Source organism: Streptomyces sp. P9-A2, from assembly GCF_036634175.1.
Taxonomy (GTDB): domain Bacteria; phylum Actinomycetota; class Actinomycetes; order Streptomycetales; family Streptomycetaceae; genus Streptomyces; species Streptomyces pratens.
In genome coordinates, this window is record NZ_JAZIFX010000001.1 from 4,470,550 (window position 1) to 4,483,747 (window position 13,198).

General features: G+C 70.9%; 7 protein-coding genes. All 7 read left to right on the forward strand.

What is annotated here, in order from left to right; genetic code table 11:
- Window positions 1-30 precede the first annotated feature (30 nt).
- The 7 genes from V4Y04_RS20380 (at window position 31) to tmk (ending at window position 13,119) form a co-directional block, all read left to right on the forward strand.
- Complete coding sequence (locus V4Y04_RS20380) at window positions 31-456, forward strand: ATP-binding protein (RefSeq protein ID WP_332429622.1); 426 nt, start codon at window positions 31-33, stop codon at window positions 454-456.
- 533 nt (window positions 457-989) lie between these two features.
- The gene (locus V4Y04_RS20385; RefSeq protein ID WP_332429623.1) at window positions 990-3,395 is read left to right on the forward strand and encodes a sodium-translocating pyrophosphatase; all 2,406 of its coding nucleotides are present in this window, start codon (window positions 990-992) and stop codon (window positions 3,393-3,395) included.
- Between the two features lie 195 nt (window positions 3,396-3,590).
- On the forward strand, window positions 3,591-4,184 hold the full coding sequence (locus V4Y04_RS20390; protein ID WP_332429624.1) for a small secreted protein: 594 nt from the start codon (window positions 3,591-3,593) through the stop codon (window positions 4,182-4,184).
- A gap of 132 nt (window positions 4,185-4,316) precedes the next feature.
- Complete coding sequence (locus V4Y04_RS20395; protein ID WP_332429625.1) at window positions 4,317-5,837, forward strand: class I SAM-dependent methyltransferase; 1,521 nt, start codon at window positions 4,317-4,319, stop codon at window positions 5,835-5,837.
- Window positions 5,838-6,219: 382 nt separating this feature from the next.
- On the forward strand, window positions 6,220-6,417 hold the full coding sequence (locus tag V4Y04_RS20400; RefSeq protein WP_332429626.1) for a hypothetical protein: 198 nt from the start codon (window positions 6,220-6,222) through the stop codon (window positions 6,415-6,417).
- 257 nt (window positions 6,418-6,674) lie between these two features.
- Window positions 6,675-9,620 (forward strand): type I DNA topoisomerase, encoded by a 2,946-nt coding sequence (gene topA / locus V4Y04_RS20405; RefSeq protein ID WP_332429627.1) that lies wholly within the window; start codon window positions 6,675-6,677, stop codon window positions 9,618-9,620.
- A gap of 247 nt (window positions 9,621-9,867) precedes the next feature.
- Window positions 9,868-13,119 (forward strand): dTMP kinase, encoded by a 3,252-nt coding sequence (gene tmk, locus V4Y04_RS20410; RefSeq protein WP_332429628.1) that lies wholly within the window; start codon window positions 9,868-9,870, stop codon window positions 13,117-13,119.
- The last annotated feature ends 79 nt before the right edge of the window (window positions 13,120-13,198 follow it).

Below are 13,198 nucleotides of genomic sequence, written 5' to 3' on the forward strand. Positions count from 1 at the left end.
GGCTACGCCCGAAGTTTGCGAGGGGGATGCATGGCCACCGTTGAGCTCCGCTTCAGCGCGCTGCCCGAGCATGTCAGGACCGCCCGACTGGTGGCGGCAGCGGTGGCGCGCAGGGCCGGAGTGGACGAGGCGGTCCTCGACGAGGTCCGGCTCGCCGTCGGTGAGGCGTGCACACGTGCCGTCGGACTGCACCAGAACGGCGGAATCTCGGCCCCTGTGAAGGTGCTGCTGATCGAGGAGGAGAAGCAGTTCTCCATCGAGGTCGGTGACGAGGCGCCCCACGCGACTCCCGGCGGGCACACGCCCGGAGGCACCGGGGCCGAGATCGAGGAGGACGAAATGGGCCTCGCGGTCATCAGCGGGCTCGTCGACGATGTCGAGGTCAGTGCCGGGGAACACGGCGGATCGATCCGCATGAGGTGGTCAACCACGCCGCCGACCACCTTCCCCGTCTGACTCGGCTGACCGGACGTATCCGACTCACCCGGCTGCACCGGTCTCACCCGGCTGCACCCGAATCGCCTGATTCGCTCGCTTCACCCGAACAGCGACTCATGTCGAAGGGCCCCACCCGTGGGGCCCTTCGGCATGTGCGGGTGTCATCACCCGCGCCTGCAGTGGTTCCTTTGCCGGCCGTCCCCCCCGGCCGTCTCTCTCCCCGGGCCGGCCCCACCGGGCGGCCCCGGTGGGAGCGGTCCCGGCGCGAGGGGTGCTCGCGGTACCTTTCACCGCGTGAATCCATTCACGATCAGCCGGATGGCCGAAGAGGTTTTTGTGCGATCACTGAAAGGATCATTGGTCTGATCAGGTGAATGATCCCGTCACATGCCTCAGTGGCATTACGGATTTCTGTCCCCGGGCCGCCGGGTGATCATCGTGCGAAGAACATGTGCAGCCATTTACATTTAACGCACTCTGTTTTGATCAGGTTCCGGGTATCTACAATCCCGTCCACATCTTGAGCTCAGCCCAAGCGTCAAGGAGGACGAATGGCGGAGCTTTTCCTCTCACATCAGCCGGGCCGACCCATCTCCCTCGCGGCTGCCGTGCTGACCGACGGCAACCGTCTGCTCGTGGTGGTCATCGGGGTCGTAGCACTGGCGGCGCTGGCCGTCGCGGGGGTCCTGGTGCGCCAGGTACTCGCGGCCGGCGAGGGCACCGAAAAAATGAAGGAGATCGCCGCGGCGGTCCAGGAGGGCGCGAACGCCTATCTGGCCCGTCAGCTGCGCACGCTCGGCGTATTCGCCGCCGTCGTGTTCTTCCTGCTTCTGCTGCTGCCCGCGGACGACTGGAATCAGCGTGCCGGACGATCGGTGTTCTTCTTGATCGGAGCGGCGTTCTCGGCGGCCACCGGGTATATCGGCATGTGGCTCGCCGTCCGCAGCAATGTGCGAGTCGCCGCGGCGGCCCGCGAGGCGACACCGGCTCCCGGAGAGCCGGAAAAGGATCTCACCGCCGTCTCGCACAAAGCGATGAAGATCGCTTTCCGTACGGGCGGCGTGGTCGGCATGTTCACCGTCGGGCTCGGCCTGCTGGGTGCCGCCTGCGTGGTGCTCGTGTACGCGGCCGACGCGCCGAAGGTGCTCGAGGGCTTCGGGCTCGGGGCCGCGCTGATCGCGATGTTCATGCGGGTGGGCGGCGGAATCTTCACCAAGGCCGCCGATGTCGGCGCCGACCTGGTCGGCAAGGTCGAGAAGGGCATTCCGGAGGACGATCCGCGCAATGCCGCGACCATCGCCGACAACGTGGGCGACAACGTCGGCGACTGCGCGGGCATGGCGGCCGACCTGTTCGAATCGTACGCCGTGACGCTGGTGGCCGCGCTGATCCTGGGCTCGGCCGCGTTCGGCGACGCCGGACTGGCCTTCCCGCTGCTCGTGCCCGCGATCGGTGTGCTCACCGCGATGATCGGCATCTTCGCGGTGGCCCCCAGACGCGCCGACCGCAGTGGCATGAGCGCGATCAACCGCGGTTTCTTCATCTCCGCGGTGATCTCACTCGTCCTGGTCGCGATCGCCGTGTACAGCTATCTGCCGTCCTCGTACGCCGGCCTCGACGGTGTCACCGACGCGGCGATCCAGGGCAAGGACGGTGACCCGAGGGTCCTCGCGCTCGTCGCGGTGGCCATCGGCATCGTGCTCGCCGCACTGATCCAGCAGCTCACCGGCTACTTCACCGAGACCACCCGGCGCCCCGTCAGGGACATCGGGAAGACCTCGCTCACCGGCCCGGCCACCGTCGTCCTCGCCGGGGTCTCCCTCGGGCTCGAATCGGCCGTCTACACCGCCCTGCTGATCGGTCTCGGCGTGTACGGGGCGTTCCTGCTCGGCGGTACGTCGATCATGCTGGCACTGTTCGCGGTGGCGCTGGCCGGCACCGGCCTGCTCACCACGGTCGGTGTGATCGTCGCGATGGACACCTTCGGGCCGGTCTCCGACAACGCTCAGGGCATCGCCGAGATGTCCGGCGACGTCGAGGGCGCCGGCGCCCAGGTACTCACCGACCTGGACGCCGTCGGCAACACCACCAAGGCCATCACCAAGGGCATCGCCATCGCCACGGCGGTGCTCGCGGCGGCGGCCCTGTTCGGCTCGTACCGTGACGCCATCACCACCGGCGCGCGGGACGTGGGCGAACGGCTCAGCGGTGAGGGCGCGCCGTTGAGTCTGATGATGGACATCTCGCAGCCCAACAACCTCGTCGGTCTCATCGCGGGCGCGGCGGTCGTCTTCCTCTTCTCGGGGCTGGCGATCAGCGCGGTGTCGCGGTCGGCGGGTGCGGTGGTCTTCGAGGTGCGGCGGCAGTTCCGCGAGAAGCCCGGGATCATGGACTACAGCGAGAAGCCGGAGTACGGCAAGGTCGTCGACATCTGTACCAAGGACGCCCTGCGCGAACTCGCCACACCCGGTCTGCTGGCCGTGATGGCACCCATCTTCATCGGGTTCACGCTGGGTGTCGGACCGCTCGGCGCCTTCCTGGCGGGCGCGATCGGCTCGGGCACGCTCATGGCGGTGTTCCTCGCCAACTCGGGTGGCGCGTGGGACAACGCCAAGAAGCTCGTCGAGGACGGCCACCACGGCGGCAAGGGCAGTGAGGCCCACGAGGCGACCATCATCGGCGACACCGTCGGCGACCCCTTCAAGGACACCGCGGGGCCGGCCATCAACCCGCTGCTGAAGGTGATGAACCTGGTGGCGCTGCTCATCGCGCCCGCGGTCATCCAGTTCTCCTACGGCGCGGACAAGAACGTCGGCGTGCGGGTGCTGATCGCGGTTCTCGCCCTGACGGTGATCGTCGGCTCCGTGTACGTGTCCAAACGGCGCGGGATCGCCATGGGTGACGAAGGTGATACCGAACCGGATTCCACATCGGCCGATCCGGCGGTGGTTTCGTAGGACCGGTCACCGAAGCCGGATCAAGGTGCGGGCGGGCGGCGCGTGTTGACGACGCGTCGCCCGCCCGCACTGTGCGATGTGCGCCCCCGTCGTGAGCCTTCTCTCGCTGGTGCAAATGGCTTCAAAAGTGATCTTAGCGGACGTTCGACGGGGAGATGTCGCGCACCTGGCGTGTATGTTCCGGGGCCGGGAGCCATGGAAGGGGCCGATCCGGTGAACAAGAAGCTCGCGGCCGCGCTGTCCGGCGGCGCGGTACTGGTACTGGCGCTGACGGGATGCGGCGGCGGCGACGACAACAACGAGAAGCTGAACTCCTGGGCGGACCAGGTCTGCGGCGCGGTGCAGCCGCAGGCGAAGAAGATCCAGGCCGCCAACGCCGCGATCCAGAAGGAGACCTCGGACAACAGCACCCCGGAAGAGGTCCAGAAGACCGACTCGAAAGCCTTCCAGGACATGTCCGACGCCTACAGGGCGATCGGTGCGGCCGTGACCAAGGCGGGGGCGCCGGACGTCGAGAACGGCGAGAAGAAGCAGACGGACGCGGTCAAGGAGCTCAACAGCATCTCCACGTCGTACGCCTCCCTGAAGGAGCAGGTCGACGGGCTCGACACGGACGACCAGGCGAAGTTCGCCGACGGCCTGAAGGACATCGCCACCGAGCTGGACAAACTCAGCAAGAGCGGCAACGACGCCCTCAAGACGCTGGAGGAGGGCGAGGTCGGCGAGGCGATGGCCCGGCAGGCCAGTTGCAAGACGGCCGCCGGTTCGGGGCAGGCCACGACGGGCTGACGGCGCGACAGCGCACAGCCGCCCGCACCCCGCACCCCGCGGTCGTCGGGACCGCCGCGGCGGTCCCGACGACCGCCACCGCCGCGGCGGTCACGACACGCGCGGGGTGCGGGCGACGGCCACAATGGGGGTGTGAGTAACCCCGGCCTGCCGCCCCTGCCCTCGTCCGACCGTCCCGACACCGCCGCCCGCCTCCGGGACGCGCTGCTCGGGGCCTCCTTCACCGCCGACGGACTGCTCGAACTGCTCGGCGCCCCCGCGTACGCGGCGCTGGCCCGCAGCGAGACCGTGCCCGCCTTCCGGGCCACGCGCGGGGACACCCCGCTGGAGACGCTCGTACGCCTGTTCCTGTTGCAGCAACCCGTGCCGCACGCGCGCGTGGTGGACGTGCTGCCCGTCGACGCCTGTCTGGAGGACGGGTGGCTGGCGCGCGCCGGCGAGGACGACGTCGTCGCGACCGTGGACGTACGGCCGTACGGCGGGCCCGCGGACGAGGACTGGTTCATCGTGTCCGACCTCGGGTGCGCGGTCGGCGGTGCGGGCGGCATCGGCAGTGCGCACGAGGGCGTCGTCCTCGGCGTCGGCGGCGCGTCCACGACCCTGGCCGGTATCACCGTCCGCACGCCCGTCGCCTCCGCGCTGGACCTCGGTACCGGTTCCGGCATCCAGGCGCTGCACGCCACTCGGCACGCCACGCGTGTGACGGCCACCGACGTCAACCCGCGCGCGCTGCACATCACCGCGCTCACCCTGGCCCTCTCCGGGGTACCGGCCGCCGATCTGCGGGAGGGGTCGCTGTTCGCGCCCGTCCGCGCGGACGAGAAGTACGACCTGATCGTGTCCAATCCGCCCTTCGTGATCTCGCCGGGCGCGCGGCTCACCTACCGCGACGGCGGAATGGGCGGGGACGATCTGTGCCGCACGCTCGTTCAGGAGGCGGGGGAACGGCTCGGCGACGGCGGGTTCGCGCAGTTCCTCGCCAACTGGCAGCACGTCGAAGGGGAGGACTGGCAGGACAGGCTCAGGTCGTGGGTGCCCCGTGGGTGCGACGCCTGGATCGTGCAGCGCGAGGTGCAGGACGTCAACCAGTACACCGAGCTGTGGCTGCGGGACGCCGGAGACCACCGCGGTGACACGGCCGAGTACCGGGCGCGGTACGACGCCTGGCTGGACGAGTTCGAGGCGCGTGGCGTGAAGGCGGTCGGCTTCGGCTGGATCACGCTGCGCAGGTCGGGCGCCGACCGGCCGTCGGTCACGGTGGAGGAATGGCCGCATCCGGTCGAGCAGCCGCTCGGCGACACGGTGCGGGCCCACTTCGAGCGGCTCGGCCATCTCCGTGCGCACGACGACGCCGCGCTGCTCGAAGCGCGCTTCAAGCTGGCCGCCGAGGTGGTGCAGGAGCAGGTCGGGCTGCCCGGCGCGGAGGACCCGGAGCATGTGGTGCTGCGCCAGAACCGTGGCATGCGCCGGGCCACCCGGGTGGACACCATCGGTGCCGGTTTCGCGGGTGTGAGCGACGGCACGATGAGCGCGGGCCGCATCCTCGACGCCATCGCCCAGCTGCTCGGCGAGGACCCGGTCCTGCTGCGCGACCGCACACCGGCCCAGATCCGGCTGCTCGTGGAGCAGGGCTTCCTGGAGCCGGTGAAGTGACGGGGCGGGCCTGCCGGTCCTGAGATCCGCCGAGGAACACGAGTCCTGAGATCCGCGGAGGAACACGAGTCCTGAGGCCGGTGGGGCGCGTGAGTTCTGAGGCCGGTGGGCCCCTGGGCCCTGAAGGCCGACAGGGGCGTGTGAGTCCTGGGGCCGGTGGAGCGCGTGGGGCCGGAGGCCGGCGAAGGCGTGGCGGGGGCTCGGGAGGGTGATGGGTTCGCCAAGTTTCGAGTTGTTTCGGACACCTCGCCGAGGGCCGGTCGCCGTCGCACCCGTCCACGTGGTCCCCGCGTTCACTTCCGGTTCGCCTTCCCGCCGCTCGCGCGTGCCAGCCTCACCCCGGACCCGGCATCAGCGGCCGGGAAGAAGGGCTCGGGAGACCATGGAGAACGGACCGGCGATCTTCGCGGGGATGGTGTTCTGCCTGTTCGGGGGCGGACTGTTGGCCTGGATCGCGACCAGCGTCCGGCGGCATCGCCCCGTGGCCCAGGGGGTGAGCCCGGTCGCCTCGGTCACCGTCGCGAGCCTCGTCTCGCTGGTCTCCCTCGTCGCCGGGGTGTGGTGTTTCACCTGGCTCTGAGCATCGCGGGCGAGCAGGGGATCCCGGCAATCGGGAGGTCTCGCTCCGCATAGGGGCGGGCAGGGTCTGGACAGTCCGGGCGGCAGGAACGGTGCAAGTCGGGTTACCGTTCGAGTGGCCGTTGCGGGCTTTTCCCGTTTGACACGGGGGCGGGATGTACCGTCACACTCCGCAGCGTCACAAACCGTGAGTACAGACCCGACCCCGGGACGACAGCCCGGGGAGGCCCCAGCGTCGATCCGGAGAGAAGAGCGAAGTTGTCCCCGACCAGCGAGACCGCGAAGGGCGGCCGCCGACTCGTCATCGTCGAGTCGCCTGCCAAAGCGAAGACGATCAAGGGCTATCTCGGCCCTGGCTACATCGTCGAGGCGAGCGTCGGGCATATTCGCGACCTTCCCAGCGGCGCCGCGGAGGTGCCCGAGAAGTACACCGGTGAGGTCCGCCGTCTCGGTGTGGACGTCGACCATGACTTCCAGCCGATCTATGTGGTCAACGCAGACAAGCGGGCCCAGGTCAAGAAGCTCAAGGACCTGCTGAAGGAATCCGACGAACTCTTCCTCGCCACCGATGAGGACCGCGAGGGCGAGGCCATCGCCTGGCACCTGCAGGAAGTGCTCAAGCCGAAGATCCCGGTCAAGCGGATGGTCTTCCACGAGATCACCAAGGACGCGATCCGCGCGGCCGTGGCCAACCCGCGCGAGCTCAACCAGAAGCTGGTCGACGCCCAGGAGACCCGCCGCATCCTCGACCGCCTCTACGGCTACGAGGTCTCGCCGGTTCTGTGGAAGAAGGTCATGCCCCGGCTGTCCGCCGGCCGGGTCCAGTCCGTCGCCACCCGGCTCGTCGTCGAGCGGGAACGCGAGCGCATCGCGTTCCGCTCCGCCGAGTACTGGGACCTGACCGGCACCTTTTCCACGGGCCGTGCCGAATTCGAGGGGAGCGAAGCGACTTCGTTCGAGGGTGGCGGTGGGCGACGGGCGGGCGCCTCCGACCCGTCCTCGTTGCTCGCCCGCCTGCAGACCGTCGACGGCAGGCGCGTCGCGCAGGGCCGCGACTTCGACTCCCTGGGCCGGCTGAAGAACGCGAACACCCTCCAGCTCGACGAGGCGAACGCCCGCGCCCTGGCCGCCGCCCTGGAGAACACCCGGTTCTCCGTGCGGTCCGTCGAGTCCAAGCCGTACCGCCGCTCGCCGTACGCCCCGTTCCGTACGACGACGCTGCAGCAGGAGGCGAGCCGCAAGCTCGGCTTCGGCGCGAAGCCCACGATGCAGATCGCGCAGAAGCTGTACGAGAACGGCTACATCACCTATATGCGTACGGACTCGACGACGCTGAGCGGGACGGCGATCACCGCCGCCCGCGCCCAGGTCACGCAGTTGTACGGCGCCGACTACCTGCCGCCGCAGCCGCGCACCTACGCCGGGAAGGTGAAGAACGCGCAGGAGGCGCACGAGGCGATCCGCCCCTCCGGCGACCGCTTCCGCACCCCTGCCGAAACCGGTCTGACCGGCGACCAGTTCCGGCTCTACGAGCTGATCTGGAAGCGGACCGTCGCCTCCCAGATGAAGGACGCCACCGGCAACTCCGTCACTGTGAAGATCGGTGGCACGGCGGCCGACGGACGGGACGTCGAGTTCACCGCGTCCGGCAAGACCATCACCTTCCACGGCTTCCTGAAGGCCTACGTCGAGGGCGCGGACGACCCGAACGCCGAACTCGACGACCGCGAGCGCCGGCTGCCGCAGGTGTCCGAGGGCGAGGCCCTCACCGCCGAGGAGATCACGGCCGACGGCCACGCCACCAAGCCCCCGGCCCGCTACACCGAGGCGTCGCTGGTCAAGGAGCTGGAGGAGCGGGAGATCGGCCGCCCCTCGACGTACGCGTCGATCATCGGCACGATCCTCGACCGCGGATACGTGTTCAAGAAGGGCACGGCCCTCGTGCCGTCCTTCCTCTCCTTCGCCGTCGTCAACCTGCTGGAGAAGCACTTCGGCCGGCTCGTCGACTACGACTTCACCGCCCGCATGGAGGACGACCTCGACCGCATCGCGCGCGGCGAGGCGCGGTCCGTGCCGTGGCTCAGGCGGTTCTACTTCGGCGAGAGGGCCCCCGACAGCGACTTCCCTGCGGGCGGCAGCGGTGCGGCCGAGGCGGGCAACGGTGACGGGGACCACCTCGGCGGCCTCAAGGAACTGGTGACCGACCTGGGCGCGATCGACGCGCGCGAGGTGTCGTCGTTCCCGGTGGGCGACGGCATCGTGCTGCGGGTCGGGCGCTACGGCCCGTACATCGAGCGCGGCGAGAAGGACTCCGAGAACCACCAGCGCGCCGACGTCCCCGAGGAACTGGCACCCGACGAGCTGACGGTGGAGTTCGCCGAGGAGCTGCTCGCCAAGCCGAGCGGTGACTTCGAGCTGGGCACCGACTCGGCGACGGGCCACCCGATCGTCGCCAAGGACGGCCGCTACGGCCCGTACGTCACGGAGATCCTTCCCGAGGGCACCCCGAAGACCGGCAAGAACGCGGTCAAGCCGCGCACGGCCTCCCTCTTCAAGTCGATGTCCCTGGACACGGTGACGCTCGAGGACGCGCTGAAGCTGATGTCGCTGCCGCGCGTGGTCGGCACCGACGCCGAGGGCGTGGAGATCACCGCGCAGAACGGCCGGTACGGGCCGTATCTGAAGAAGGGCACCGACTCGCGGTCGCTGCAGTCCGAGGAGCAGCTCTTCACGATCACGCTGGAGGAGGCGCTGGCGATCTACGCCCAGCCCAAGCAGCGTGGCCGGGCCGCGGCCAAGCCGCCGCTGAAGGAGCTGGGCGAGGACCCGGTCAGCGGCAAGCCGGTCGTGGTGAAGGACGGCCGCTTCGGCCCGTACGTCACCGACGGCGAGACCAACGCGACCCTGCGTTCCGACGACAGCGTCGAGACGATCACCCAGGAGCGCGGGTTCGAGCTGCTCGCCGAGAAGCGTGCCAAGGGACCCGCCAAGAAGACGGCCAAGAAGGCCCCGGCCAAGTCGGCCGCCAAGAAGACGGCCGCCAAGAAGGCTCCGGCGAAGAAGACGGCGGCCGCCAAGAAGACCGCGGCGAAGAAGACCGCGACCGCCGCGAAGACGACGACGGCGTCCACGGCCACTGCGACGAAGGCCGCCGCCGCCAAGAAGGCGACGGCCGCCTCGAACGGGACCGGCGCCGAGGACTGAGGACTGAGGGATCTTCAGGATCCTGATGACGGCGTGGGAGTTCCCGGGGTCCCCGGGGTCCCCGGGGCCCTCGGGGCTCCGGGAACTCCGGCGAAGTTCTCGCGGAACCCTCCGGACCTGCCCGTTCCTCGATGTGGATCTTCGCGAGGGTTTGGAATGCGAACGTCACGGCAATACTTCGGTGTCGGGACGTGTACATGCCAGGGTGGAGCCCCGAGGTGTCGGCACGGGCCGATAGGCTGAACGCATGACGCGATCCGAGCCGCCAACGGCCCCTCAAACGGCCCCCGACGACGCCTTGGTCGCGGACTCCCGCGAGCGCGCGGTCCGTGCCCTGCTGCGTCGCCCGCAACTGAAACGCCTCTGGAGCGCGCAGCTCGTAGGGGGTGTCGGCGACGTCCTCGCCCTCCTGGTGCTGGTGCTCCTCGCTCTCCAGGCGTCGATCGCCGAAGAATCGTTCGGCGGCGGCTCCCGGGGCGCGGCGTTCGCAGTGGCGACCGTTTTCGGGGTGCGGATCCTCGCGACGCTGCTGTTCGGCGCCGTCCTCCTCGGCCCGCTCACGTCGCTCACCTCCCCGGGCGGCCCGCTGGACCGCCGCTGGACCATGATCGCCGCGGACGGACTGCGGGCGGCCCTGCTCATCGTCGCGCCGCTGTGGATCGACTGGACGCCCGACGACGCGCTCGCCCTGATCCTCGTCACCGCCTTCGTGACATCGGTCGCCGAGCGGTTCTGGACGGTCTGCCGCGAGAGCGCGGCGCCCGCGCTGCTGCCCGCCCCTCCCCCGGAGGGCGCGACGGTGCGCCCGCTGCCGGACCACATGGACGCGCTGCGCCGCCTGTCGCTGCGCACGAGCTTCGTGGCGGTGCCGGCCGCGGCCCTCACCCTCGTCGCCGCGGGACTCCTCAACAACCTGCTGGGTACGGGCATCGACTGGTTCGAGCAGCACCAGGCGGCGCTCGCCTCGTATGTCGCGGCCGGACTGTTCGCCGCCTCGCTGTCCATGGTGACGTTCCTCGAACTGCCCGGTACGCGCACCCCGCGCGCCCGGTCGCCGCTGGAGGGGCTGCGCCGCCCGAAGAGCACCGCCGGTTCCGGTTCGGACAAGGGCCGCACCGGCGCCATGCCGCTGCTGGTGCTCGCCTCCGCTTCCGTGGCCGCCGCGGTGTCGGCCGCCGTCGCGGTGTTCGTGCTGCACGCCAAGGACCTGGGCGGCGGGCCCGTGCTGTACGGCCTGCTGGTGGCCGCGCTGACCGGCGGTGTCGTCGTCGGCATACGGACCGCGCCGGCCCTGCTGCCGTCGCTGTCGCGACGCCGGCTGCTCGCGCTGGCCCTCGCCTGCACCGGCGTCGCGCTGCTCGCCGCCGGACTCGTACCCGACGTCACCAGCGTGCTGCTGATCGCCGCGCTGGCCGGTGTCGGCGCGGGCACGGCGGCCAACACCGGGCACACCCTGCTCGACCAGGAGACCGAGGAGGCGCGGCGGGCCCGTACGACGGAGCACCTGCACGCGGTCGTCCGCCTCTTCGTGGCCCTCGGCGCGGTGATCGCCCCGCTCGTGGCCGCGGGCATCGGACCGCACCGGCTGGAGAGCGGCCGGTTCGTCTTCGCGCACGGCGGTGCCGCGTTCACGCTGATGCTGGTGGGCGCGCTGCTGCTGCCGGTGGCCGCGCTCGTCCTGGCCAAGGCCGACGACCGTTCCGGGGTGCCGCTGCGCCACGACCTCCGGGACGCGCTGCTCGGCGGCGACGACCCCGAGCCCGCAATGGCGGGCACCGGCTTCTTCATCGCCCTGGAAGGCGGCGACGGGGCCGGGAAGTCCACCCAGGCCGAGGCACTCGCCGAGTGGATCCGGGACAAGGGACACGAAGTCGTGCTCACGCGTGAGCCGGGAGCGACGCCGGTCGGCAAGCGGCTGCGGTCGATCCTGCTGGACGTCTCGAGCGCCGGACTGTCCCACCGCGCGGAGGCCCTGTTGTACGCGGCGGACCGCGCCGAGCACATCGACACGGTCGTACGGCCCGCCCTGGAGCGCGGCGCGGTCGTCATCTCCGACCGGTACATCGACTCCTCGGTGGCCTACCAGGGTGCCGGGCGCGACCTGTCGCCCACCGAGATCGCCCGCATCAACCGCTGGGCCACCGACGGCCTCGTACCGCACCTCACCGTGCTCCTCGACGTGGCGCCGGAGACCGCGCGCGAGCGGTTCACCGAGGCGCCGGACCGGCTGGAGTCGGAGCCCGCCGAGTTCCACGCGCGCGTGCGGGCCGGTTTCCTCACCCTGGCCGCGGCCGACCCCGGCCGGTACCTGGTCGTCGACGCCGGTCAGGAACCGGACGCGGTCGGTACGGTCGTCCGGCACCGGCTCGACCAGGTGCTGCCGCTCTCCGAGGCCGAGATCGAGGCCATCGAGGAAGCCCGGCGCAAGGCCGAGGAGGAGGCCCGCCGCAAGGCGGAGGAGGAAGCGGCGCGCAAGGCCGAGGAGGAGCGACTGGAGCGCGAGCGCCAGGAGCAGCTGGCGCGGCTGCGTGCCGAGGAGGAGGAGCGCAAGCGGCGCGAGCTGGAGGAGGCGCAGCGGCGCGAGGCCGAACGGCAGGCGGAGGAGGCCCGGCAGCGTGCTGAGGAGGCCGCCCGCCGTGCCGAGGAGGAGCGGCAGCGGCTCCTCGCCGAGGAGAAGGCGCGCGCGGAGGCGGAAGCCCGCCGCAAGGCGGAGGAGGAGCGCCGCCGCAAGGAGGCCGCGGAGGAGGAGCGGCTGCGCGCCGAGGCCGAGGCACTGCGCCTGGAGAAGCAGCGCAAGGCCGAGGAGGCACTGCGGCGGGCCGAGGAGGCCCGACGCCTCGCGGAACTGGCCGCGGCCGCGGCGGAGGCGGGGCCCACCACGGTGAGCTGGGCCGGCGCGGCACGTGGGTCGGACGCGTCGAGCGGATCGGCTGTGCCGAGCAGGCCGGACGTGTCTGGCGGTTCGGACGCGTCTGGTGGTTCGGCTGCGGCGGACGAGACGGCGGTGCTGCCCAAGGTGACGGACGACGCGGCCGGAGGGGACGGGCCGGGCTCCGGCGAGTCCTCGGGTCGGTTCCGCAAGGGCGGGCGTGACTCCGCGCGGGGCGGGAGCGAGGGGCGGTCCGGCTGGACCAGGCCCTCCCAGCCGTCCGAGGCCGAGGTGACGACCGAGCTGCCGCAGGTGTCGGTTGCGCCGGGGGCGGCCGACGAGACCGAGGTACTGCCGGCCGTGCCGCCGCCGAGTGCCACGGAGGAGACGGCGGTGCTCCCCGCGATCACCCAGGACGACGAGGTGGTCAGTACGCGCGAGCTGCCCCGGGTCGACCTCGAGAACATGCCGGACCGACGCAGGCAGCGCTCGGACTGGGCCGAGGAGACCCCGCTGGACGACCTGCCGACCCTGGCGGACGAACTGCTGGGCTCGCGCGACGACGAGCAGGGCGAACCGGGTGAACCCGACGAGGGTGGCCGGGGCAAGGGCAAGGGACGGCGCCGCTGACACGAGCGGCGGTCCACCGAGGTGCCGATGCTGGGCGGGGGCAGAACGACGGCCCCCGCCCAGCGCCGTTCCCCGGTTC

Coding starts and splice junctions, on each gene's coding strand:
- V4Y04_RS20380 (WP_332429622.1), top strand. CDS start 31: ATGGCCACCGTTGAGCTCCGCTTCAGCGCGCTGCCCGAGCATGTCAGG.
- V4Y04_RS20385 (WP_332429623.1), top strand. CDS start 990: ATGGCGGAGCTTTTCCTCTCACATCAGCCGGGCCGACCCATCTCCCTC.
- V4Y04_RS20390 (WP_332429624.1), top strand. CDS start 3,591: ATGGAAGGGGCCGATCCGGTGAACAAGAAGCTCGCGGCCGCGCTGTCC.
- V4Y04_RS20400 (WP_332429626.1), top strand. CDS start 6,220: ATGGAGAACGGACCGGCGATCTTCGCGGGGATGGTGTTCTGCCTGTTC.
- tmk (WP_332429628.1), top strand. CDS start 9,868: ATGACGCGATCCGAGCCGCCAACGGCCCCTCAAACGGCCCCCGACGAC.